We start from the raw sequence: 22,266 nt of genomic DNA on the forward strand, positions 1-22,266 counted from the left end.
TCTGAAACCCGGCCATTGCGCATTGCAGCAAACCCCGCTATAATTCGCCTGCGGGGTGGAGCAGTCTGGCAGCTCGTCGGGCTCATAACCCGAAGGTCACAGGTTCAAATCCTGTCCCCGCAACCAATACATAAAAACCGCTGATTCCTGCAAGGGATTCAGCGGTTTTTTCATTCCAGGCCTGGCCCGCTCACGCGGCGACGCTGGCCCTGATCTGCCTGGCCGCCGCATGCAGGCTGGCCGCCACCCGCTCCAGCTTGTCGGCTCCCGCCGTTTCGGCCAGCGCGGCAAAGGCGCTGATATGAAACGTGGCCACCATCGCCGGCGACACTTCCAGTTCCAGCGCGGCCTTGCTCAATTCCGTCGACGCTTCGAGGTAAGGCTCGCTGCCCGCCTCGAACGCCTGCTTCGTTTCCAGTAATTCCTGGCCGCCTTCCGCCTTGGCCAGGCACGCATCGACCTTTTGCTGGAAGGCCGGCAAGGTATCGCGCACGGGGCCGGCGTCCGGCGCCGCTTCGGGTTCCGGCTCCGCAGGTGCAGGCGCGGCTGCGGCCGGCTTGTCCGCCGGCGGCATGTCGCGCAGGGTCAGCCAGCGCTCGACGGCGAGGAAATCGGCAAACGGCTCGGCCACCTTGGGATTCATCAGCCAGACCTCGCCCGTGCGCCAGTCGATCCGGGCGCCGCGCTCATTTCTCGCCAACAGAATATCCTTGCCGCCATCGGCATTCGACACCCGGCCGATATCGAGCCAGTTCATCAGTTCCGCCTGGCGCGACATCGCGTTGACCCGGTGGAAAAAGGCCAACCATAAGAATCGGGCGACCAGGAGAACCAGGGCACCGCCAACCATCCACATCATTTTTCGCTCCGCACCACATCGACAGCCCGCATTTTCTCACATGAAAGCTTGCGCCAAGGAAACTTTTACATCTGCCGTGCGCGGGCGCAAATCCACCGCCGCACACGACTTGGACGCGCAGTCGCATTTCAGCAACGCCGCGTTTTCCCGATTGCCTGGCGGGCGCCGCTACGCTATTATGAGAACAATTCTCATTTAGATTAAGCCACCCCGTACGCATGCTGTCCGCTCCTTCCCCGCCGACCGATTTCCAGTCTCTGTATGCCGAGCACCATTCCTGGCTGCTGCATTGGCTGAAGCGCCGCCTGCACGATGCGGGGCTGGCGGGCGACCTGGCGCAGGATACCTTCCTGAAGATCTTCGTTGCGCGCAGCAGTGCCGGGATCGCGCAGCCGCGCCCTTTCCTGTCCACCATCGCCAAACGCCTGCTGGCCAACCACTGCCGGCGCGAAGCGCTCGAACGGGCCTACCTCGACGCCCTGCTGCACCAGCCGCAAGCCTGCACGCCGTCGCCGGAAGCGATGTCCCTCCTGCTCGAATCGCTGCAACTGGTCGACCGCGCGCTGGACCAGCTTTCCGCCAAGGCCAGGGCCGCCTTCCTGCTGGCCCACCTGGACGGCATGACCTATGCCGAGATCGCCGCCGAACTGGATACCACCACGCATTCCATCAAAAAATACCTGAGCAAGGCCAACCTGCTGTGCTTTTTTGCCGTGCCCGATTTTGCCGCGCCCTGAGATGCGCGGCGCCACCGTCTACGCCCAGGGCCAGCCCATCGACCTGGCCATCGCCATGCAGGCGGCCGAATGGCTGGCCACCCTGATGAGCGGTGCCACCACGCCGGCGGAAAAAACGGCCTGGCAGCAGTGGCGCCAGGCGCATCCCGACCACGAACGCGCGTGGAAACACATCGAAAGCGTCAGCGGCGGCTTGCGGGAACTCGATGCGCAGGCCAGCCGCAAGGCGCTGCTGCAACGTCCCACCGCGCTCCCGGTCTCGCGGCGCAGCAGCCTGCGGTTACTGGCGTGGGCATCGACCATCGGCCTCACGGGCTGGTTCGGCGCGCGCTCGGAATACGCGCCCGACTTTGCCCGCGCCGCGCTGGCCGACCTGTCCACCGGCGTGGGCGAACGCCGCGAGCTGACCCTGCCCGACGGTAGCCGTCTGCACCTGAACAGCGGCAGCGCCGTCAACATCCGCTACACGGGCACGCAGCGCCTGCTGCAACTGGTGCAGGGCGAAGTCTTCATCGCCACCGCCCGCGAAACGGGCAGGCCCTACCGGCCCTTCCTCGTCGAAACGGCGCATGGCCAGGCGCAGGCGCTGGGCACGCGCTACTCGGTGCGCCAGGCCGAAGGCAGCACCATGGTCGCCGTCGAGGAAGGCGCCGTGCGGCTGATGCCGCGCCATGGCGACGCCAGGCAGGTGATCCGCGCGGGCCAGGGCGGCGGCATGACGGCGCAAGGCGTCTTGCCCGCGCACGCCGTCTCGCCCGACATCTGGTCCTGGCGCCAGGGCTTGCTGCTGGCCGACGCCATGCCGCTGCGCGACTTCCTGCATGAACTGAGCCGCTACCGCCACGGCTTGCTGGGCTGCGACGACGCCGTCGCCGGCCTGCGCATTTCCGGCGTCTTCCCGCTGGCCGACCTGGACGCCGTGCTGCTGTCGCTGCCCGACTCCCTGCCGGTAGACGTGCGCCTGCGCACGCGCTACTGGGTGCAGGTGGAAGCGCGCCAGCAGCGCTGACCATTTATTTTGAGGCCGACGCAAAAAAAGGTACCCGCTTTCGATTCTCGCGTGACCTGTGTAGGCAACGTTCTTTTTGACGACTACACCACAAGGTAACCATGTCTCTTGCCATTCATTCCAAGCCGCGCATCAAGCGCATGGCGTATGCCATCCAACTCGTCTTCATCGGTTCGGCCCTGCTGCTGAACGCCCAGGCGCCAGCCCTGGCGCAGGAAAACGCGGCAGCGCCAGCGGCCAGCCAGAACATCCAGGATTTCCAGGTGCCGGCCGGCGACCTGGCGGCAGCGCTGCGCCAGGTCGCCAGCCAGTCCAGGGTCATCCTCAGTTTTACGCCGGAACAGACGCGCGGCAAGACATCCGCAGGCTTGAGCGGCCGCCACGACGTGCTGGCCGCCCTGAACGGCGTGCTGCGCGGCACGGGCCTGAAGGCCGAGCGCAGCGCCAACGGCAGCTTTGTCCTGCGTCCGGCCGATGCGGCGGCGGGTGGCGAAGCGCTGTCGATGATGCCGGAAGTGTCCGTCAAGGCGCAGCAGGATGCCACCGAAGGCTCGGGCGCGTATGTCTCTACCCTGCCGATCGCCACGGCCACGCCGCTGGGCCTGTCGATCCGGGAAACGCCGCAGTCGGTCAGCGTCATCACGCAGCAGCGCATGCAGGACCAGGGCTTGAGCACCATCGCGCAAGTGATGGCGCAAACGCCGGGCATCACACTGTATTCGCTGGGCAGCGAACGCACGGGCTTTACTTCGCGCGGCTATTCGATCACCAATTACCAGCTCGATGGCGTCAGCACGCACTCGGAAACCATGGGCCTCAATGCGATACCGTCGCAAAGCCTGGCCGACATGGCGCTGTACGACCGCATCGAAGTGCTGCGCGGCGCCTCGGGCCTGATGACGGGCGCGGGCGACGCCTCGGGCGCCATCAACATGGTGCGCAAGAAGCCGACGGCGCAATTCCAGGCGTCCGTCGAGGGCGAGCTGGGTTCCCACGATGAGCGGCGCGCCATGGCCGACGTTGCCGGCCCGCTCAACGACGCGGGCACGGTGCGCGGCCGCCTAGTGACGGTGTACGAGGAAGGCGACAGCATCGTCGACGGCTACAGCCGCGACAAGAAAGTGGTCTACGGCGTGCTCGAGGCGGACCTGTCCGCCGACACGAAACTGACGGCCGGCGTCACGCACCAGCGCAAGCGCTCGAACGGATCCCTGTCCTACCTGGGCTTTCCCCTGTTCTACAGCAATGGCAGCATGACGAACCTGCCCCGCTCCTTCAGCCCGGCGGCCACGTCGAATCGCTTCGACACCAATTCGACCGACGTCTTCGCCACGGTGGAACACGCGCTGGCGAACGACTGGAAACTGAAAATCTCGGCCAACCGCGTGCAATCGTCGCAGGAAGAGCGCTCCGTCTACCTGAACGTCAGCGGAAGCTTGCCCAACCAGGCCACGGGCGATGGCCTGCGCCTGAACGCCGACTACCGCGACTACCAGCTCCAGGTCAACAGCGTGGACGTCAACGTGCGCGGACCGTTCAGCGCATTCGGCCGCCAGCACGAACTGGTGCTGGGCATGGACTACAGCGAATTTCAAAGCACGACGGATGCCCGTTTCGACAATAGCATCGAGCGCACGCCTGTCAACCTGTACCGCTGGAATCGCACGGCGACGCCCGTGTTTGGCGGCACCTATGGCACCAACGACAGCACGCGCCGCCAGGCCAGCGTGTATGCCGCCACGCGCCTCCATCTCTCCGAGCGCCTGAAATTGATCGCCGGGGCAAAAGTGCTGCGCTACGACGAAAATTACATCTCGGACACGCCTGCCGAGTCCTATTACAACGCGGCGCCAGCCTCGGAAAGCCGCGTCGTCACGCCGTATGGCGGCCTGGTGTTCGACATCGACAGCACGCACAGCGCCTACGCCAGCTACTCCACCATCTATCAGCCGCAAGCATCGCAAGACCGCTATGGCAAGCTGCTGGCGCCACGCGAAGGCAAGACCCTGGAAGCAGGCGTCAAGAGCGGCTGGTTCGATGGCCGCCTGAACACGGCCGCCGCGCTGTACCAGATCCGCCAGGACAACCTGGCCGAGTCGGATCCAGGTTACTACGTGCCTGGCACAAAGATTTCCGCCAACCGCGCCATCAAGGGTGCCAAAACCCAGGGCGTGGATCTGGAAGCGACGGGCGCCCTGACGCCGGACTGGAACATCTCGGCCTCGTGGTCGTACAGCCAGACGGAAGACAATACGGGCAAGACCATCCTGGCCACCTTCCCGCGCCACCTGGTGAAACTGTGGACCACTTACCGCCTGCCCGGCGAATTCAAGCGCCTGACGGTGGGCGGCGGCATGAACTGGCAAAGCCGCGTGTATTCCGACATCGATGCGTGGCAGGTCGAGCGCACCCTGCATTGGGAACAGAAGGCGTACTCGGTGGCCAGCCTGATGGCGCGCTACGACGTCAGCGACAAGCTGTCGGCCACCGTCAACGTGGCCAACCTGTTCGACAAGCAGTACACGGCTTCCGTGTCGGACTGGTGGTTGTCGGGCATGCATGGTCCGGCGCGCAAGGTGGCGTTGACCGTGCGCTACCAGTTCTGATGCGCTGAAGGGGGGCGAATATTTCACACTATCGAGGGGCCGGTGATACAATTTTCCGCTTCACGGGCACAGACCATGGCCCGTGCCACCCAAGGAGAATGTGTGAAGGACCTCGCCCCCGCCCTGCCAGCCGATCCGGCCGACCAACCCGCCAATCCCTCGCGCCGGCGCATTTTCCAGGCCGCTTCCGCAGTCGGCCTGGCCGCCAGCCTGCCCGCGCTGGCCGACGCCGCGCCAGCCAGGAAGACCATCGCCAAGGGTTCGCTCGACGCGAAACTCAAGGCGCACGTCAAGAACGTGGTCGTGATCTACCTGGAAAACCGCAGTTTCAACAACCTGTTCGCCAACTTCCCAGGCACCAGCGCGCCCCTGTCCGCCGTCACGGCGGAACAGGCGCAACAGCTGGACCGCGACGGCAAGCCGCTGGCCACCCTGCCGAAGATCTGGGGCGGCCTGGTGCCGAACCAGCAGAATATCGGCGGCATCGATTACCTGATCAAGGAAGACCAGATTTCCGGCCTGCCCAACGCGCCCTACAAATTGAGCGACGCGGCCGGCAAGCCCCTGCCCGAGAGCATCATCACGCGCGACCTCGTGCACCGTTTCTATAACAATCAGATGCAGATCAACGGCGGCAAGAACGACGGCTTTGCCGCGTGGGCCGACAGCGGCGGCCTGGTGATGGGCCATTACGGCGAAACGTCGAAAAACCTGAACCTGTGGCAGATCGCCGAACAGTACACCTTGTGCGACAACTTCTTCATGGCGGCCTTCGGCGGCTCCTACATGAACCACCAGTTCCTCGTCACGGGCCGCGCCAACGAATATTTCAATGCTTCCGAGACGGCGGCGAAGAAAAAGATCGCCGTGCTGTCCGACGGCCCGCAAGGCGTGCGCCTGGCCATCTCGCCCGACTGCCCCGCCTCCGCGCTGGACGGCAAGCCGAAATACGTCAACGACGGCGCCCTCACTCCGGACGGCTATGCCGTCAACACCATGGCGCCGCCATATCAACCGAGCTACATCCGCCCGGCCTTCGACGGCGACCCGCTGCACGCCGACCCGGCCGACGCGAATACGCTGCCGCCGCAAACCTATGACACCATCGGCGACCTGCTGTCGCGCAAGGGCGTCAGCTGGGCGTGGTATGGCGGCGGCTGGCAAGCGGCGCTCGACCACAAGGGCGGCGGCAGCAAGCCGAACTTCCAGTTCCACCACCAGCCGCTGAACTATTTCAAGCAGTTCGCTCCCGGCACGGCCGCGCGCGCCGAGCACCTGCGCGACGGCGGCACGGGCGACAGCCCGATTTCGAACAAATTCCTCGCCGCGGCCGTGGCGGGCAAGCTGCCGGCCGTGACCTTCTACAAGCCGCAGGGCAACCTGAACCTGCATGCCGGTTATTCGGACATCGAATCGGGCGACCAGCACGTGGCCAACGTCATCCAGCATCTGAAGGAATCGCCGCAGTGGAAAGACATGATCGTGGTGATCACGTTCGATGAAAACGGCGGCTGGTGGGACCACGTGGCGCCGCCCAAGGGCGACCGCTGGGGGCCGGGCACGCGCATTCCCGCCATCGTCGTCTCGCCGTACGCGAAGAAAGGCGCCGTCGACCACAGTTTTTATGACACGACGTCGATCCTGCGCCTGATCACGCGCCTGCACGACTTGCCGCTGCTCGAAGGCTTGAAGGTGCGCAATGACGCGTTCGCGTCACGCGGCGCGCTGCCGCCGGGCGACCTGACAGGTACGCTGAGCTTCCGCTAAGCCCCACACAGTGCGGCACGCCTGTGATACACTGCGTGCCGCACTTAAATCCGCAGGACAAGTTTTCCTGCAGGTTATCCCAACAATGAGCCCGACTCCAGTAGCCGGGCTTTTGTTTTGTGGATGAAGTTAAAGCGTATAGACATAGGCGGGCAGCACCTTGCCCGCCCCCTGGCCATCGCAAGCCAGGGACAGAGGTTAGCAAATGAGAGATAAAAAAGACAACGCCACCATCGACTTGCCCGGCTTCGGCCCGCCGCCAGCGCCCGAGGCGCCAGAGCCGGCGCCGGAACCGCAGCGCCGCACGCGCGCGCGCAAGGTGGCCTTGAAGCAGGTGCAGCTCGAATTGCTGGAGCCGACCGATGCCACGGGCCTGCCCGTATGGACGCGCGACGCCGGCCTCGATCTGACCGGCTTGCCCATCTGGGCGCCCGACAATTAACACCCCATGCCGGCGGCCGTTTGCCGCCGGCTTCCACACCACCATCCGCACAAGGGCGTAGAACGCCTGTAGACTGTGCCCATCCACCCGCTTTTTACCGGCTCCGCCCCTATGAACACCACCACCGACACTACCACTTCCTTTGCCAGCCTGCCGCTGACGCCCGCCTTCCTGGCCAACCTGGACTCGCTCGGCTACCACGAGATGACCACCATCCAGGCGCAAAGCCTGCCGGCGGTGCTCGATGGCCGCGACCTGATCGCCCAGGCGAAAACGGGCAGCGGCAAGACGGCCGCCTTCGGCATCGGCATCCTGCACAAGCTCAATCCGGCCTGGTTTGCCGTGCAAGGCCTGGTGCTGTGCCCCACGCGCGAACTGGCCGACCAGGTGGCCAATGAATTGCGCCGCCTGGCCCGCGCGGCCGGCAACATCAAGATCCTGACCCTGACGGGCGGCGCGCCGATGCGCCCGCAAATCGCTTCGCTGGAACACGGCGCCCACATCGTCGTCGGCACGCCGGGCCGCCTGCGCGACCACCTGGGCCGCGGCACCATCAACCTGAATCACGTGCAGACGCTGGTGCTCGATGAAGCGGACCGCATGACGGACATGGGCTTTTACGAGGAAATCGCCGGCATCGTCAGCGCCTGCCCGGCGCGCCGCCAGACCCTGCTGTTCTCGGCCACGTATCCGGAAGACATCCGGCGCGCCACGGCATCGTTCCTCGTCAATCCGCTGGAAGTGACGGTCGAGGCGCAGCACGACAACGACAAGATCGAGCAGCGCTTCTATGAAATCGGCTTCGACGAGCGCAATGGCGCCGTCGGCAAGCTGTTGAAACACTTCAAGCCGGAATCGACCCTGGCCTTCTGCAATACCAAGGTGCATTGCCGCGAACTGGCCGAGGAACTGCGCCAGCAGGGCTTTTCCGCGCTGGCCCTGTACGGCGAGCTGGAACAGCGCGAGCGCGACGAAATCCTCGTGCTGTTCGCCAACCGCAGCTGCTCCGTGCTGGTGGCCACCGACGTCGCCGCGCGCGGCCTCGATATTTCCGACCTGGGCGCCGTGATCAACGTCGACGTCTCGAAGGACACGGAAGTGCACATCCACCGCATCGGCCGCACTGGCCGCGGCAGCAAGAAGGGCCTGGCCCTGTCGCTGTGCGCGCCGAACGAGAAAAAATGGGTCAAGCTGATCGAGCAGTACCAGAACAGCGCCGCCGAATGGCACGACCTGAAGGAACTGGCGGAAGATGACGGGATGGAGGCGCTGCCGGCGCCGATGGTCACCCTGTGCATCATGGGCGGCAAGAAGGACAAGCTGCGCCCGGGCGACCTGCTGGGCGCGCTGACGGGCGACGCGGGCCTCACCAAGGAGCAAGTGGGCAAGATCAACGTGTTCGAGTTCATGACCTACGTGGCGCTCGACCGCAAGGTGGCCGAAGCGGCCTTCAAGCGCCTGAACGCAGGCAATACGCTGGGCCGCGACTTCGGCAACATCAAGGGCCGCAGCTTCAAGATGCGCTTTATCGAGGCGTAAGCCGCTGTAATGCCCGCAGGGCCGCCATGGCCCTGCGTCCCGGATAACCGTCCCACACGGGATATTGATGGCGGTAGTAGCAGTTCCAGTAGCTGACGGCGCGCCGCTGCAGCGTATCCACATACGCGGGGTTCTCCCGCAGGTAGCGCGCCAGCGCCTGCGCATTCCAGGCCGGCAGCGCCGCCCCGATTCTCTCGACGATCTCCAGCACATATTCACCGCACAGGTGCACGACGAAAGGCACTGTCCACGCCCGCTCCTGCAGCAACAGCTGCCTTACACACGCTTCGCGCAGATGGCCATCGTGGTGGCGCGTGCCCAGGCACAGGGCGATCACGCCCGCGTCGCCGGGCAGCTGCGTACAGGCCAGCAATCGCTGGCGATCGTAATACGTGCGCGTCGGGATCAGCAAGGCCTCTCCATCCTGGCATACGGCAAATGGCGGGTGTGCCTGGGTACTCCCCAGCGCGGGCAGCAGCTGCGCCACAGTGCCGGCCAATGCCGCCGGGAAGGCGCCTGCTTCAAGCATCGCGCTCCTCCTGGCACACCTTGCGCACGCCCAGCGCAGGTTTATCCACCTTTTCAAAGATCACATTCGAATACCATGCGGCCGGATCGCCTTCGGTGGGCTTGCCCAGCGAAATATAGTAAGCGCCGTCGGTGAACAGGGCCGTGGTTTCCTTGCCGGGCGTCGCACCTTGCAGGAAGGCCGGCCAGGCCGCCTTGTCGACTTGATTAAAACGCGCGGCCAGCAGCACCAGCAGGCGCGCGTGCGAGGCCGGCGCATACGGGAACAGATACAGGTACTCGACCAGTTCGCCGCCGTCCGCCAGGCGCGTGACGGCGGCCGTCGCCGCCTCCACTTCACCGCCAAAACTGCACAGCACTCCGCCGCTGTAGGCGAAATCGATGACGGTCGCAGGCGCACACGCCTGCCGTTCGCGGTCGACGCCGACGGGCGGCAACGCGCGCACTTGCGCCAGCAGCGCCTCGCTCGATGTAGCCAGCGCGGGGAAACCGGGGCAGGCGCTAGCCGCCTGGACGGAGTTCGACAAGGCAAGGCAACAACTCAATAGCAGCAAACGACGCTTCACGGCATCTCCAGTTTCATCAGGCGGCCATTATGCAGGACATTTTCACAAAGGCCGCGCCTGTTGCCCCTGCGGCGTATCGTCGATCTCATAGCCGGCCGCGCGCGCCAGTGCGCGCAAACGGTCCGCCTCGGCCCACTGGCGCTCCAGGCGGGCGGCAGCCCGTTCCGCCATCCACGCCTGCACCTGCTGCGGCACTTCCACCTGCGCCGGCTGCCAGGCCAGCAGATCGAGCCCCAGGACCGTATCGAAGCGGGCCATCGTGGCCTTTTTCACGCCATCGGGCAGCCCGCTTTTCAGCAGCTCCCAGACCACGGCCAGCGCGCGCGGATAGTTCAAGTCGTCGTTGACGCAGGCCGCAAAACGCGCCAGCCACGCAGGGTCGGCCTCGCCATCCGCCTGGCCCAGGCCGTGCACGGCCACGCGCAAGCGCGCCAGGCCGCTGGCAGCAGCGCGCAAGGCGTCGTCCGTGAAATTGAGGCTGCTGCGGTAATGGGCGCCCAGGCACAGGTAGCGGTAAGCCAGCGGATCGACGCCCTGCTCCACCAGGCTGTGCAAACGTAAAAAGTCACCCGACGACTTCGACATCTTCGCATCCTGCGTTTTCAGGAAGGCACCATGCAGCCAGAAGTTGGCCAGGCGCGTGCCATGGCGCGCTTCCGTCTGCGCGATCTCGTTGCTGTGGTGGACGGCCACGTGGTCTTCGCCGCCGCAATGGATGTCGAAATACGCGCCCAGGTGTTTTTCCGCCATGGCCGAGCATTCGATATGCCAACCAGGGAAACCCAGGCCCCACGGACTGTCCCATTCCATCTGGCGCTGGCCCGGCACGCCGCTGAACTTCCACAGCGCGAAGTCGCAGATATCGCGCTTCTCGCCCAGGTCTACCCTCTTCCCTGCCTGCAGGCCGTCGCGATTCAGGCGTGCCAGTTTCCCATAGCTGTCCTGGCGCGTCGTATCGAAATAGATGCCGTCGTCCGTGCGGTAGGTATAGCCCTTCGCTTCCAGGTCGCTGATGAAATCGATCTGCTCGGCGATGTGGTCCGTGGCGCGGCACCAGACGGTGGGCGGCAGGATATTCAACTGGCGCAGATCACCCTCGAACGCGCGGGTGAATTCGGCGGCGATATCCCAGGCGGACTTGCCGCTGCGGGCGCTGCGGGCCTCGATCTTGTCGTCGCCGCTGTCTGCATCCGACGTCAGATGGCCCACATCCGTGATGTTCATCACGTGGCGCACCTGCAAACCGTTGAATTCGAGCGCACGGCGCAAGCCGTCGACAAACAGATAGGTGCGCAGGTTGCCGATGTGCGCATAATCGTAGACGGTGGGACCGCAGGCGTACAGGCCCGCCTGGCCCGGGGCGAGAGGGTCGAAGGGGCGCAGGCTGCGGCTATACGTATCGTACAAATGAAGTGTCATGCGGGACTTTCATGCGCGTTGCGGAAAAAGAAAATGGCCACAGGTTTTTCAACACTGTGGCCATCGGAATGAGGAGTAAAAATTTAACGGCGCCGGGCCGCATCCTCACGAAGCCAGGTACACGGACACAGCGCAGCGGCGGCGCGGCGGTATGCAAGGACTGGAGGGAAGATGGAAGAAATCATGATGAGAATATCGCATGCACGCGGGCGGGCCGTCAAGCCCTCCCGCAATGCGCGCTTATTTTTTCGCCTGCTCGATATGCGGCAGCAGCACCGTCAGGATGCCCAGCAGCGGCAGGTAGGAGCAGATTTTATACACATAGGCGATGCCCGACACGTCGGCCAGGTGGCCCATGGCGGCCGCCGCGATGCCGGACACGCCGAACATCAGGCCAAAGAATATCCCCGCGATCATGCCCACCTTGCCCGGCACCAGCTCTTGCGCAAACACAACGATGGCGGAAAACGCGGAAGAAATGACGAAACCGATGATCACCGTCAATACAGCCGTCCAGAACAGGTCGACATACGGCAGCAGCAGGGTAAATGGCGCGGCGCCCAGGATGGAAATCCAGATCACGCGCTTGCGGCCGATGCGGTCGCCGATGGGACCGCCCATGAAGGTGCCGGCCGCCACGGCGGCGAGGAAGAGGAACAGGTACAGTTGCGCCGCGCCGATCGACAGGTGGAACTTGTCGATCAAATAAAACGTGTAATAGCTCGACAGGCTGGCCATGTAGATGTATTTCGAGAACACCAGCAAGGCCAGCACGCCCAGGGCACCCATCACCTTGTTGCGCGACAAGTTCGGTCCATGGCCGCCCGCCTTCGGCTTGAAGCTGGCCAAGTGGCCGCTATACCAGTGGCTGACCTTGTACAGCACGCCGATGGCCAGCACGGCAAGCAAGCTGAACCATGCGATATTGCCCTGCCCGCGATTCACGATGACGGCGGCCGCCAGCAGCGGACCCAGCGCGGAACCGACATTGCCGCCCACCTGGAACAGCGACTGGGCAAAGCCGTAGCGTCCGCCCGACGCCATGCGGGCCACGCGCGACGCTTCCGGGTGGAAAGTCGACGAACCGACGCCGATCAGGCCCGACGCGATCAACAGGGTCGGGAAGGTCGAGACGATGGACAGCATCAGCACGCCGGCCAGGGTAAAGCACATGCCGACAGGCAACAGGAACGGCAGCGGACGGCGGTCCGTGTACAAGCCGATCCAGGGCTGCAGCAACGATGCCGTGCACTGGAACGTCAGGGTTATAAGGCCGACCTGGGTAAAGCTGAGTGAAAACTCGGCTTTCAGCATCGGATAAATCGACGGCAGTAATGCCTGGATCAAGTCATTGAGCAAATGCACGAAGGCGACGGCGCCCAGGATGTGCATGGCCAGACCGGATTGTTGTTGGGAACTAGGAAGCGAGGGCGCCGCCGGCACGGGCGTAGCCAATGCTGGGGCAGGTGTGGTTGTGTGCATGTCTCATCCGCAATAATCGGGCACGGCGGGCGGCCCGGCAAAGAAGCCAGTATAGTATGGTCACTGAACTGATAACTTCCAATAATCGTCGCCCAAGTGACAACCAAGAGACAAGCCCGCGCCCCACATGTACACCCAGCAACCCGCCCAGACCCATCCCGATGGCGTGCCGTTCAGCCGCAGCACCAGCTCGCACGACTACCAGCACGTGCCGCGCCCCGTGACGGCCATGTCCAGGCAATATGCGGCGGGCGACTATACGGCGCCGCACAGCCACGTGCGGGCGCAGCTGCTGTATGCGACGGAAGGCGTGATGCGCGTCTCCACCGAGCACGGCGTGTGGATATTGCCGCCGCGGCGCGCCCTGCTGATCCCCGTGGGCGTGGTGCATGAAGTCCACATCTTGAGCGAACTGAGCATGCGCACCGTGTACATCGATGCGCAGGTGGCCGCCCCGTATGGCGCCGATTGCAAGGTGCTGGAAGTGAGCCGGCTGTTGCGCGAGCTGATCCTGGCCTTGCTGGCCGAACCGATCGAATATGCGCTGGCGGGCCGCGGCGACTGGCTGGCGCATTTGATCCTGTCGGAGCTGACGGCGGCCGATACCGTGCCCATCGCCATCCCCTGGCCGCGCGACCGCCGCCTGGTGGCCGTCTGTTCGGCCATCATGAGCGCGCCCGGCAGCCGGCGCAGCATCGAGGACTGGGCGCAGGATGCGGGCGCCAGCGCGCGCACCCTGATCCGCTTATTCCCGAAGGAAACGGGCTTGCACTACCGCCAATGGCTGCAGCAAGTCCACCTGGCCGAGGCCTTCTGCCGCCTGGACCGGGGCGAAGGCGTGGCGGCCATCGCCTATGCGCTGGGCTACGCCAGCCCCAGCGCCTTCAGCGCCATGTTCCGCCGCATCCTGGGCCGCACGCCGCAGCATTACCTGAGCGAGTGGCGCGCCGCCGACTAAATGAAAAAGCAGCCCGCGGGCTGCTTTTTTTACATGTTCAAGCTGATTCTTTTTCGCCGGCAATCAAGCGGTAGGCCAGTGCGCCCAGCAAGGCGCCGATGATGGGTGCCAGCCAGAACAGCCACAGCTGGCTGGTGGCCCAGTCGCCCACGTACAGGGCCACGCCCGTGCTGCGGGCCGGGTTGACGGAGGTATTCGTGACGGGAATGCTGATCAGGTGGATCAGGGTCAGCGCCAGGCCGATCGGCAGCGGGGCGAAGCCGGCCGGCGCGCGCTTGTCGGTGGCGCCCAGGATGACGATCAGGAAGAACATCGTCAGCACGATTTCAATGACCAGCGCCGACAGCATCGAATAGCCGCCCGGCGAATGGGCGCCGAAGCCGTTCGAGGCAAAGCCCTTGCTGACATCGAAACCGGCCTGGCCGCTGGCGATCACGTACAGCACGCCGCCGGCCACGATGGCGCCCAGCACTTGCGCAATGATGTATGGCAACAGTTGATTGGCGGGGAAGCGGCCGCCGGCCCACAGGCCGATCGAGACGGCAGGATTCAGGTGGCAGCCCGAGATGTGGCCGATGGCGTAAGCCATGGTCAGCACCGTCAGGCCAAAGGCCAGCGCTACGCCGGCAAAGCCGATGCCAAGGCCGGGAAAGGCGGCGGCCAGCACGGCGCTGCCGCAACCGCCGAAGACCAGCCAGAACGTGCCGAGAAATTCGGCGCCATATTGTTTCATGATGTATTCCTTTAAAGTGACGAGAAAACGTGCCAGGGACGACCAATCGGACCGCTCACCACCTTTGCCCCGCCAGATAGCGACGGCAAAGCACAGCGCCAGCAACGCACCGCTGCGTAAGCTGCAGAGCGCGCATAATGACATGATGTCATTATCAATGCAACATTATTACGTACAACAATGTCAATAGTTCTCTTGACACCTAAAGGTTGTTTTGATAATTCTCACGCCGCAGGACGGCGCATGTACTTGTGTGGCGCCTCCAGTGGCGCAAAACCAAAGCTTGCATACAGGCCATGCGCGTCATCGGTGCCCAGCATCCAGACGACATCGCGCACACGCGCATCGCCGAGCGCGGCGGCCACGATCTGCTTGCCATAGCCGCGCCCCTGGTATTGCGGCAGCACAAACACGTCGCGCAGGTAGGCAAAATCCGTGTAATCGGTGATGACCCGGGCGAACGCCACTTGCTGGCCATCAACATAACCGCCGAAACACAGCGCGTTGGCGATGCCCTTGCGCACCGTTTCCAGCGCCACGCCGCGCTTCCAGTACGACTGCTCACTCAGGTAGCGGTGGATCATGGCCACGTCCAGCTCGCCGCGTTCGCTGGAAATGCGCAGTGGCGCGTGCATCAGTTCTTGAACAACATGTCGGCTTCGGCGATGCTGGGTTCGCCGAAGTAGACGGTGCGCGAGCCGCCCTTGCCATCGCTGCCGATATACACGCCCGTCATGCTGCGCTCGGCCGGGTCGTACAGGATGGAGTAGCGGTGGCCGCAATTGTGCGGTTCGCAGACACTGCTCAGCAGACGCGCCTTGCCGTCGATCTCGACAGGCTTGAGCGGGCTCGCCACACCATTCGGCACCCAGCGCTGCCGCTTCAGGCCAGCCTTCTTCAGGCCGATATTGAAGGCCTTGCGAAAGGCGTAGTCCGCCTTGTAGACGTCGGGGAAGTACGGGCAGGTGTGGCCGCCGTCGCAGCTTTGCGCCTGCTCGATCAGCGACAGTTGCGGCGTACGCGCGTGCGCCGGCAGGGTGGCCAGCGCCACGGCGGCGCCCAGGAACAGGGGCAGGAACAAACGTGCGGACATGCAATCTCCTAAAAGCATTCAATAATGCGGGCAGCATAGCAGAATGGCATGCTTGCGCGCCCGCCTCAGGGAGAACAGCGGATACCGACGACCCCGTTGACCTTGCCTTCCGCCCATCCCGTCTCGCGCCAGCGGTACACGCCGGGCGCGACGATGATCAACTGCCACTCCACCAGCTTGCCAGCGGCATTGAGGCGGGTTTCATTGTCATAGCGCAAAGTCAGGCTGCGCTCCGTTTCCGCCACCACCGTCGCGGCAAAGCGGTTGGTTTCCCCCAGCTTGCTTTTCCACGTCCGGTCGCTGAAGATCGCCAGCCGCTGATGATCGTCAGACAGCTGCATGCGCGTAAAGTGCCGCGCTTCTTCGCAAACACTGTTCGTATTGACGCTGTCGGACCAGCTGCCAGACAATTGCGCGGCATCAAAAGGAGTCGGAATGGCCGTCACGGCCGCAGTCAGCAGCAAGGTTGCAAGCATAGTTTATCGAAAGAAAACGAAAAAAATCATCATGGCAGGCGCAACGCCAGGGTAATGCTCGACGGCAACGCGGGCGTACGCCGGTGCAAAGTCGCCTGCTCATAGGCATACGCCATCGCGATGAGTTGCATGTCGCCGTGCGCAGGGCCGATGAAGGACAAGCCGACCGGCAAGCCCCCGGCCACGCCGGCCGGCACCGTAATGTGCGGCAAGGCCGACGGCGCCTGCGCCACGCCATGGCAGGTGGGCCCCACCAGCGCATCGAGGCTGTGCGAGCCCAGCAGCGCTTCGATGCCGCCAGGCCCGGTCGCGGGCGGCATCTCGATCAATTCCGCGCCCTGCTCGCGCAACGCCAGCAGCGCCTGCCCGATCACGGCATCGGTCCCGGCGCACAGGCCGAACAGGCTGCGCGCCACGCCGATGCGGCGCCCATGCAAGCCGGCGGCATCCAACACCACGCCATCGGCCAGGCGTTCGCCGCTCAGGGCCGCGAGCAGCCAGGCCGCCTCGCGCACGCTGGGCGCCATCGGTCCGGCCGTGGCCGGCTCGCCGCCCTGCCCCTCGGCAGTCCTGCCCGTGGGCTTGATGGCGACCAGGCCGCAGTTTGAAGCCGGCGCGACGATGGAACCGTCCGCCGCGCTGTCGACGGCGAGAATGGTCAGCCCGGCCCAGCTGGCACTGGCATGCGGCACGCTGACGGCGGCCCATTGGCGCAAATTGCTTTTGCCGATGATGACGGCGCCGGCTGCGCGCAAACGCGCCGCCACAAAGGAATCGCAGCTGGCATGCGTGGCCAGGGGCGCCTGCGTGCGCGTCTTCATGCGGTCGCCCGTGGCGATATTGTCGCGCAAGACGACGGGAATGCCGTGCAAGGGGCCGCGCACCTTGTGCACCTGCCGTTCGCGGTCCATTTCCAGGGCGATTTTCAGCGCATCGGGGTTGATTTCAATGCCGGGATAGGCGCGCGCGCCGATGCTGCACAGGGAACGGATGCGCCCCAGGTACTGCGACGTCAGCGCATGGGAACTGAGTTTGCCCGCCTGCATCATCTGTTGTTGCGGCAACACGCCCGCATCGAGCAGATGGGCCATGGGACTGGCGGGCGCCGTGGCACGGGCCAATACGGGACGCGCCACGCCCCGAGACGCGCCACTGCGTAACATCTGACTGCGCTGCATGCTATCTCCAGGAAACTTCAATGTTTCTACCGCAATAATGTTGTAGCCATAGCATAGCAGTCCTTGCAACACAATTGTTGTTGAAGGGAATTATTTTTTAAGCAAAAAAAAACGCCGCCCGAAGGCAGCGTTTCTTGGTGATCCAGCACTGAGGCAAACCAGACCGGCATCTGCCGGGCCATGCGCGCGGCGCAGTGCAAGAATCTATCAGTTGCGTACGACACGCTTGTATTCGTTGGTACGGGTGTCGATTTCGATGACGTCGTCCTGTGCCACGAACAGCGGCACTTGCACGGTGTGGCGGTGTGCGTCGATGGCGTTTTCGATCTTGGCTTCTTTCAGGACGTTGCCCGAAGTATTGCCCTTGACCGCTGGCTCCGAGTACACCACTTGACGGGCGATGGTCGTAGGCAGTTCAACGGAGATAGCTTTGCCGTCGTAGAAAATGGCTTCGCATTCCATGCCATCTTTCAGGTAGTTCAGCGCTTCGCCCAGGTTTTCTTCTTCGATTTCGTACTGGTTGTACTCGGTGTCCATGAACACGAACAGCGGGTCGGCGAAGTACGAATACGTCACTGGCTTTTTATCCAGAACAACAACGTCAAACTTGTCGTCGCCGCGGAACACGTTTTCCATCGGGGTGTTCGTCAGAAGATTTTTCATCTTCCATTTGTAGGTGAAGCCCGTGCGGCTCGAACCGTTGACATCAGAACGCAACACGATCATTGGCTTGCTGTCGACCATGATGATATTGCCAACACGAATTTCTTTTGCGGGTTTCATAGGAATGTACGTAAAAAGTGGGTTGCATGAAGACCATCTGCCGCCTGTGCGCCATCGGCGCCGCAAGCTTGCGTTTGATCGGTTAAAAATACGTTAGAAATAACCGGGCATTTTACCTTAATTTTTGGCAAGCGCCTATCTCGTCGCGCCAGCGAACGCCAGCAGGTTACTTGCCAGATCGCCATTGGCCTGCATCTGCCGCTGCCAGGCCTGCGCGCGCGCCCGGATGCGCGGCAGGTCGGCTTGCAAAGCGGGCCACAGCTGCGCCCACGGCAAGGCGTCCGCGCTGGCGCCATTCCAGGCCAACGCCGCCTGCACCAGACTGTCGATGGCGCCGTCCGCATCGGCCGCATAGCGCTGCAGGAAGGCGCGCAATTTCACGTGATGCAAGTTTTCATCCTGCAGATAGATATGCCAGAGAAACGGCTGGCCAGCCCATTGGGCGCGCACGAAGGAATCCTCGCCGCGCACGAAATTGACGTCGCACGCCCACAGCAGGCGGTCGTAATCGTCCTGCGGCACGAAAGGCAACACCCGCACGGTGAGCGCGCCGCGCGTGCGCGCCGCACCGGCCAGCGCCGCATCGTCGCCGATAAACGTCTGAACGGCATCGAACGCGACGCCTTCCGGCACCAGGCACGTCACGGGTTCGCTGCCCGCCTGCCAGGCCGCAAACAGTTCGGCGACCGGGGCGGACGGGTAGCAGAACAGCGACACCTTCAGGGCGGACATTTCCGCCGCCGTCACGCCGAATTGCCCGAGGAATGCCGCCATGGCGCCCGCATCGGCCTGGAATGCCAGCCTTTTCTCGTCCAGCGCCGCTTCGCGCAACAGGCCGCCCGTCTTGTTCGTAAAGCCGGGAAAGAAGAAATGCTTGATCATGCCGTGGCGCGGCGACGTCAGCGCGTGGCAACCCTCGACCCACTCTTCCGCCGTCAAGCCTTCCAGGTTCAGCCACACGGGATGCGGCGCGCATTGCGCCATGGCGGCGATATAGCCGGGAGGAATGTCGCAGGCAAAGAATTCGATGACGATGTCGGCGACGTCGGCCGGCGCGAATGCGCCCTCCTGGTCGCGCCAGTGGCGCACCGTGACGCCGCCGGTCTGCTGCACTGGCGCCGCCACGTCGATTTCCGGACAGATGCGCCGAAAACTCGGCAAATCATCGACCCATAGGGTGACGGCCACGCCATGCTCGCTGCTCAACTGCCGCGCCAGGCGCCAGCAAATGCCGATATCGCCGTAGTTGTCGACGACTTTGCAGAAGATGGCCAACGTTGGCGCGCGATCGGTAGCTAATGGCATATTCAAAGGGGAAGAGAAAAATGTGGCATGGCAGCCCATAACAAAAAAGCCGCACTGTTACCAGGCGGCTTTTTTGTTGGCTGATTCAGCCGGTCTGGCGTCCCCAAGGGGATTCGAACCCCTGTACTCACCGTGAAAGGGTGATGTCCTAGGCCTCTAGACGATGGGGACAGAAAATCTGTCCTGAATGCACTATTCCGCATCCCGACCTGTTACTGCTTGCGAATCTGGCGTCCCCAAGGGGATTCGAACCCCTGTACTCACCGTGAAAGGGTGATGTCCTAGGCCTCTAGACGATGGGGACAGAAATCTGTCCTGAATGCACTAATTGCATCCTGACCCGGTACTGCAGCAATATTGCAGAAACAAAAAAAGCCTGACTTGTCAGGCCCATTCAGCACTGCACTCTTACTTTACAACTAAATCCTGGCGTCCCCAAGGGGATTCGAACCCCTGTACTCACCGTGAAAGGGTGATGTCCTAGGCCTCTAGACGATGGGGACCTGTGCTGGCTTTACTCTCAGCGGACTCTTCGTTGAAGGCTTTGCTTAGCCCCTCAAAAAAGCGTGCGCGAAGTTTAACACGAAGCGATTCACGAAATCAACTGCCGGCCTTCTTTTTTCCACCTTATTTGTATCAACGCTCCCTATGGGGACAGGATGATGGCAGGAAGATATGGAAGCGGCGGCACGCCAGGCACGCAGGGAAAACCGCGCCAACCGTCTGGCGCGGCAAAAGCATTCCTTAACGCAAGATATCGCCCGTACTGGCGATGCGCACGTCATGCATCTGGCCCAGATACGCCTCCAGGTAGCCCTTGTGGGATGCGCCGACGATGACCAGCACGCGCATGCCCGGGCGCGCCGCCATGATTTCGCGGATATTCGACGCCATGCGCAAGTTGCGCACCTCCCAGGAGGCCACGTAGTTGCGGCCATAACGCTGCGGCGACGGCTCCTCCAGCGCCGCGCCAAAGTCGCCGCGGAAGGCCAGGTCCGCCTCTGCGCGTCCGTTATAGGCGCGGTAGATCGCCAGCACACCGGCGGGCGTATTCCATTGCTCCTCAAACCCGGCATGGATGCGCTTGCGCTCGGCCGAAGAGGAATTATTCCAGGCCGCCCTGATCGCCTTGGCATACGCCTTTTCATCGTCGACAGGCATATCGGACGTGTGGTCATCCATGGCATGCACCCGCTCGTGCCCGCCCTTCGCCGCCAGCACGGCAGCAATCTGATAACTCTCGTTGCGCTGCCCCAGCAGGGAATTGAGGTTCGCGGCCAGGGGCTCGCTCACGCCGTCACCGGCGCGCCGCTCATCCGCAGGCAGGCGCAGCCATTGCACCAGCGCCGATGCACGCTCGCCACCGGCCAGGAACAGGGAAGCCAATGCGCGCCGCTGGGCGGCGGACGGCGCCGCCGGCCAGGCGGCCAGCAAACGCTCGGCCTGCGCCGTGGCCGCCACCACATCGAGCCCCGTGGCGGCCCGCGCGGCGGAAGTGTCATAGCAATACGCTTTCACCGTATCGTCATAGCGCTGCGGATAGGCGCGCAAGTAAGCGCATTGCAAGCCGGAAAGCGCCTCGATCGCGATCGCATCCGGCCGCCAGCCCGCCAGGCGCTCGTTGAGCAAGCTCAATTGAGACGGATCAAACGATGTTGGCAATTGCGCCAAATGGGGCGAACCGAGCACCAGCACGTCATTGAACGGCCCCTTTTGCAACTTCAGCGCACCAGGATCGAATTTCGCCGCAGGCGGCGCCTCCGCGTGCGCGGGAACGTGCATAACGGCAGCAAGAAAAAAACTGGCAAATACGCGGTGCATCCTGTCTCCTCAGTGTAATGGTCCATTTTTTATCCGCGGGCATGATGAAATCAAGCCGCCTGCCAAATGTAACCACTCCGCAAATCACTGTCAGTTATATCCATGCAACCAATAGGCACAAAAAAAGCCGCCCGAGGCGACTTTGAATATCTTGTGACTTATATGCTATTAAGGGAGGTTGACGGAAAATGCTTCGGAAATAAAAAAAGCCGCTCAAGGCGACTTTGATTTATTCACTTCCATTTACCACCTGCTTCTGCGCTGTTGGTGGAGGTAAGCGGGATCGAACCGCTGACCTCTTGCATGCCATGCAAGCGCTCTCCCAGCTGAGCTATACCCCCCCGGGCGCAGAAACACTGCTACTTCTTTACAACAACACCAGACTGAACTGGCGTCCCCAAGGGGATTCGAACCCCTGTACTCACCGTGAAAGGGTGATGTCCTAGGCCTCTAGACGATGGGGACCTCGGTACTACAGTTTTACCACCTTACTTCTGCGCTGTTGGTGGAGGTAAGCGGGATCGAACCGCTGACCTCTTGCATGCCATGCAAGCGCTCTCCCAGCTGAGCTATACCCCCCGGGCGCAGAAATAATAAAAGCCGCACTTGGCGACTTTGTTCCACTACTTGCTTTCCATCCAGATTCCGCTTTTTACGGGCCTGAACTTACAACAATCAGTACAAACAACTGCCACTACTATACCACAACTACCTGGCGTCCCCAAGGGGATTCGAACCCCTGTACTCACCGTGAAAGGGTGATGTCCTAGGCCTCTAGACGATGGGGACCGCGGAACTTCCAAACAACTACTGCACCACTTCAACGACTAACAAAACCTGACTGCGATTTTGCTGCTGGTGGAGGTAAGCGGGATCGAACCGCTGACCTCTTGCATGCCATGCAAGCGCTCTCCCAGCTGAGCTATACCCCCGTTGGTGCAGAAACAAGAGTATAGCAAAGAAGT

At 63.2% G+C, this 22,266-nt stretch carries 20 protein-coding genes and 9 tRNA genes; 8 read left to right on the forward strand and 21 right to left on the reverse strand.

What is annotated here, in order from left to right; all coding sequences use genetic code 11:
* Positions 1–49 precede the first annotated feature (49 nt).
* Positions 50–126, forward strand: a tRNA-Met gene (locus tag OX460_RS14925).
* A gap of 64 nt (positions 127–190) precedes the next feature.
* On the opposite strand, the gene OX460_RS14930 is transcribed toward OX460_RS14925, so the two are convergent.
* Complete coding sequence (locus OX460_RS14930) at positions 191–805, reverse strand: hypothetical protein (protein ID WP_251351816.1); 615 nt, start codon at positions 803–805, stop codon at positions 191–193.
* Between the two features lie 272 nt (positions 806–1,077).
* Between OX460_RS14930 and OX460_RS14935 the strand changes: the two genes are divergently transcribed.
* The 6 genes from OX460_RS14935 (at position 1,078) to dbpA (ending at position 8,959) form a co-directional block, all read left to right on the forward strand.
* Positions 1,078–1,596: a sigma-70 family RNA polymerase sigma factor gene (locus OX460_RS14935; RefSeq protein ID WP_289899126.1), complete on the forward strand. Its 519-nt coding sequence runs from the start codon at positions 1,078–1,080 to the stop codon at positions 1,594–1,596.
* Position 1,597: 1 nt separating this feature from the next.
* Positions 1,598–2,605 carry a FecR domain-containing protein gene (locus OX460_RS14940; protein ID WP_289899127.1) on the forward strand — a complete coding sequence of 336 codons (1,008 nt, stop codon included), beginning with the start codon at positions 1,598–1,600 and terminating at the stop codon, positions 2,603–2,605.
* Positions 2,606–2,706: 101 nt separating this feature from the next.
* Positions 2,707–5,211 (forward strand): TonB-dependent receptor, encoded by a 2,505-nt coding sequence (locus OX460_RS14945; RefSeq protein ID WP_289899128.1) that lies wholly within the window; start codon positions 2,707–2,709, stop codon positions 5,209–5,211.
* A 75-nt stretch (positions 5,212–5,286) separates the two neighbouring features.
* The gene (locus OX460_RS14950) at positions 5,287–6,978 is read left to right on the forward strand and encodes an acid phosphatase (protein WP_289899129.1); all 1,692 of its coding nucleotides are present in this window, start codon (positions 5,287–5,289) and stop codon (positions 6,976–6,978) included.
* Between the two features lie 205 nt (positions 6,979–7,183).
* Positions 7,184–7,420, forward strand: a complete 237-nt coding sequence (locus OX460_RS14955; RefSeq protein WP_251351821.1) for a hypothetical protein — start codon at positions 7,184–7,186, stop codon at positions 7,418–7,420.
* 111 nt (positions 7,421–7,531) lie between these two features.
* Entirely contained in the window at positions 7,532–8,959 is a 1,428-nt protein-coding gene (dbpA, locus tag OX460_RS14960) for an ATP-dependent RNA helicase DbpA (protein ID WP_092610179.1), read from the forward strand.
* On the opposite strand, the gene OX460_RS14965 is transcribed toward dbpA, so the two are convergent.
* From OX460_RS14965 to OX460_RS14980, 4 genes are all read right to left on the reverse strand, one after another.
* Positions 8,946–9,488 (reverse strand): hypothetical protein, encoded by a 543-nt coding sequence (locus OX460_RS14965; RefSeq protein ID WP_289899130.1) that lies wholly within the window; start codon positions 9,486–9,488, stop codon positions 8,946–8,948. The two genes, dbpA and OX460_RS14965, sit on opposite strands and share 14 nt — an antisense overlap.
* The gene (locus tag OX460_RS14970; protein WP_289899131.1) at positions 9,481–10,053 is read right to left on the reverse strand and encodes a hypothetical protein; all 573 of its coding nucleotides are present in this window, start codon (positions 10,051–10,053) and stop codon (positions 9,481–9,483) included. Before OX460_RS14970 ends, OX460_RS14965 begins: the two co-directional genes overlap by 8 nt.
* Before the next feature lie 42 nt (positions 10,054–10,095).
* A complete protein-coding gene (cysS, locus tag OX460_RS14975; protein ID WP_289899132.1) occupies positions 10,096–11,472 on the reverse strand; it encodes a cysteine--tRNA ligase in 1,377 nt (458 codons plus the stop codon).
* Positions 11,473–11,712: 240 nt separating this feature from the next.
* Positions 11,713–12,864 carry an MFS transporter gene (locus OX460_RS14980; protein WP_218965341.1) on the reverse strand — a complete coding sequence of 384 codons (1,152 nt, stop codon included), beginning with the start codon at positions 12,862–12,864 and terminating at the stop codon, positions 11,713–11,715.
* A gap of 217 nt (positions 12,865–13,081) precedes the next feature.
* On the opposite strand from OX460_RS14980, the gene OX460_RS14985 reads away from it, so the two are divergent.
* Positions 13,082–13,912, forward strand: coding sequence for a helix-turn-helix transcriptional regulator (locus OX460_RS14985; protein ID WP_099664735.1), 831 nt, complete (start codon positions 13,082–13,084; stop codon positions 13,910–13,912).
* Positions 13,913–13,949: 37 nt separating this feature from the next.
* Here the strand turns inward: OX460_RS14985 and aqpZ are convergent, their stop codons facing one another.
* The 16 genes from aqpZ to OX460_RS15065 all read right to left on the reverse strand — a co-directional run bounded on the left by aqpZ (position 13,950) and on the right by OX460_RS15065 (position 22,233).
* Positions 13,950–14,645, reverse strand: coding sequence for an aquaporin Z (aqpZ, locus tag OX460_RS14990; protein ID WP_289899133.1), 696 nt, complete (start codon positions 14,643–14,645; stop codon positions 13,950–13,952).
* 224 nt (positions 14,646–14,869) lie between these two features.
* The gene (locus tag OX460_RS14995) at positions 14,870–15,280 is read right to left on the reverse strand and encodes a GNAT family N-acetyltransferase (RefSeq protein ID WP_099664737.1); all 411 of its coding nucleotides are present in this window, start codon (positions 15,278–15,280) and stop codon (positions 14,870–14,872) included.
* On the reverse strand, positions 15,280–15,738 hold the full coding sequence (locus OX460_RS15000; protein ID WP_180278591.1) for an Ivy family c-type lysozyme inhibitor: 459 nt from the start codon (positions 15,736–15,738) through the stop codon (positions 15,280–15,282). Before OX460_RS15000 ends, OX460_RS14995 begins: the two co-directional genes overlap by 1 nt.
* A 65-nt stretch (positions 15,739–15,803) precedes the next feature.
* Entirely contained in the window at positions 15,804–16,214 is a 411-nt protein-coding gene (locus OX460_RS15005; protein ID WP_251351828.1) for a hypothetical protein, read from the reverse strand.
* A 29-nt stretch (positions 16,215–16,243) separates the two neighbouring features.
* Positions 16,244–17,392: an amidase family protein gene (locus tag OX460_RS15010; protein WP_289899134.1), complete on the reverse strand. Its 1,149-nt coding sequence runs from the start codon at positions 17,390–17,392 to the stop codon at positions 16,244–16,246.
* A 207-nt stretch (positions 17,393–17,599) separates the two neighbouring features.
* A complete protein-coding gene (locus OX460_RS15015) occupies positions 17,600–18,175 on the reverse strand; it encodes an elongation factor P (RefSeq protein ID WP_034758247.1) in 576 nt (191 codons plus the stop codon).
* Positions 18,176–18,310: 135 nt separating this feature from the next.
* The gene (earP, locus tag OX460_RS15020; RefSeq protein WP_289899135.1) at positions 18,311–19,480 is read right to left on the reverse strand and encodes an elongation factor P maturation arginine rhamnosyltransferase EarP; all 1,170 of its coding nucleotides are present in this window, start codon (positions 19,478–19,480) and stop codon (positions 18,311–18,313) included.
* Between the two features lie 95 nt (positions 19,481–19,575).
* Positions 19,576–19,651: transfer RNA gene (locus OX460_RS15025), tRNA-Glu, on the reverse strand.
* A 57-nt stretch (positions 19,652–19,708) separates the two neighbouring features.
* Positions 19,709–19,784: transfer RNA gene (locus OX460_RS15030), tRNA-Glu, on the reverse strand.
* Positions 19,785–19,907: 123 nt separating this feature from the next.
* Positions 19,908–19,983, reverse strand: a tRNA-Glu gene (locus OX460_RS15035).
* Between the two features lie 241 nt (positions 19,984–20,224).
* On the reverse strand, positions 20,225–21,262 hold the full coding sequence (locus tag OX460_RS15040; RefSeq protein ID WP_289899136.1) for a DUF5694 domain-containing protein: 1,038 nt from the start codon (positions 21,260–21,262) through the stop codon (positions 20,225–20,227).
* Positions 21,263–21,566: 304 nt separating this feature from the next.
* A tRNA-Ala gene (locus OX460_RS15045) sits at positions 21,567–21,642 on the reverse strand.
* A 48-nt stretch (positions 21,643–21,690) separates the two neighbouring features.
* A tRNA-Glu gene (locus tag OX460_RS15050) sits at positions 21,691–21,766 on the reverse strand.
* A 38-nt stretch (positions 21,767–21,804) separates the two neighbouring features.
* Positions 21,805–21,880: transfer RNA gene (locus OX460_RS15055), tRNA-Ala, on the reverse strand.
* Positions 21,881–22,014: 134 nt separating this feature from the next.
* A tRNA-Glu gene (locus OX460_RS15060) sits at positions 22,015–22,090 on the reverse strand.
* 67 nt (positions 22,091–22,157) lie between these two features.
* A tRNA-Ala gene (locus tag OX460_RS15065) sits at positions 22,158–22,233 on the reverse strand.
* Positions 22,234–22,266: the final 33 nt, after the last annotated feature.

Source organism: Janthinobacterium sp. SUN033 (assembly GCF_030397595.1).
GTDB classification, from domain to species: Bacteria; Pseudomonadota; Gammaproteobacteria; order Burkholderiales; family Burkholderiaceae_D; genus Janthinobacterium; species Janthinobacterium kumbetense.

What these genes read in the sequence shown, in the direction of transcription:
- OX460_RS14935 (WP_289899126.1), top strand. Translation starts at nt 1,078, where the DNA reads ATGCTGTCCGCTCCTTCCCCGCCGACCGATTTCCAGTCTCTGTATGCC.
- OX460_RS14940 (WP_289899127.1), top strand. Translation starts at nt 1,598, where the DNA reads ATGCGCGGCGCCACCGTCTACGCCCAGGGCCAGCCCATCGACCTGGCC.
- OX460_RS14945 (WP_289899128.1), top strand. Translation starts at nt 2,707, where the DNA reads ATGTCTCTTGCCATTCATTCCAAGCCGCGCATCAAGCGCATGGCGTAT.
- OX460_RS14950 (WP_289899129.1), top strand. Translation starts at nt 5,287, where the DNA reads ATGGCCCGTGCCACCCAAGGAGAATGTGTGAAGGACCTCGCCCCCGCC.
- OX460_RS14955 (WP_251351821.1), top strand. Translation starts at nt 7,184, where the DNA reads ATGAGAGATAAAAAAGACAACGCCACCATCGACTTGCCCGGCTTCGGC.
- dbpA (WP_092610179.1), top strand. Translation starts at nt 7,532, where the DNA reads ATGAACACCACCACCGACACTACCACTTCCTTTGCCAGCCTGCCGCTG.
- OX460_RS14965 (WP_289899130.1), bottom strand. Translation starts at nt 9,488, where the DNA reads ATGCTTGAAGCAGGCGCCTTCCCGGCGGCATTGGCCGGCACTGTGGCG.
- cysS (WP_289899132.1), bottom strand. Translation starts at nt 11,472, where the DNA reads ATGACACTTCATTTGTACGATACGTATAGCCGCAGCCTGCGCCCCTTC.
- OX460_RS14980 (WP_218965341.1), bottom strand. Translation starts at nt 12,864, where the DNA reads ATGCACATCCTGGGCGCCGTCGCCTTCGTGCATTTGCTCAATGACTTG.
- OX460_RS14985 (WP_099664735.1), top strand. Translation starts at nt 13,082, where the DNA reads ATGTACACCCAGCAACCCGCCCAGACCCATCCCGATGGCGTGCCGTTC.
- aqpZ (WP_289899133.1), bottom strand. Translation starts at nt 14,645, where the DNA reads ATGAAACAATATGGCGCCGAATTTCTCGGCACGTTCTGGCTGGTCTTC.
- OX460_RS14995 (WP_099664737.1), bottom strand. Translation starts at nt 15,280, where the DNA reads ATGCACGCGCCACTGCGCATTTCCAGCGAACGCGGCGAGCTGGACGTG.
- OX460_RS15000 (WP_180278591.1), bottom strand. Translation starts at nt 15,738, where the DNA reads ATGTCCGCACGTTTGTTCCTGCCCCTGTTCCTGGGCGCCGCCGTGGCG.
- OX460_RS15005 (WP_251351828.1), bottom strand. Translation starts at nt 16,214, where the DNA reads ATGCTTGCAACCTTGCTGCTGACTGCGGCCGTGACGGCCATTCCGACT.
- OX460_RS15010 (WP_289899134.1), bottom strand. Translation starts at nt 17,392, where the DNA reads ATGCAGCGCAGTCAGATGTTACGCAGTGGCGCGTCTCGGGGCGTGGCG.
- OX460_RS15015 (WP_034758247.1), bottom strand. Translation starts at nt 18,175, where the DNA reads ATGAAACCCGCAAAAGAAATTCGTGTTGGCAATATCATCATGGTCGAC.
- earP (WP_289899135.1), bottom strand. Translation starts at nt 19,480, where the DNA reads ATGCCATTAGCTACCGATCGCGCGCCAACGTTGGCCATCTTCTGCAAA.
- OX460_RS15040 (WP_289899136.1), bottom strand. Translation starts at nt 21,262, where the DNA reads ATGCACGTTCCCGCGCACGCGGAGGCGCCGCCTGCGGCGAAATTCGAT.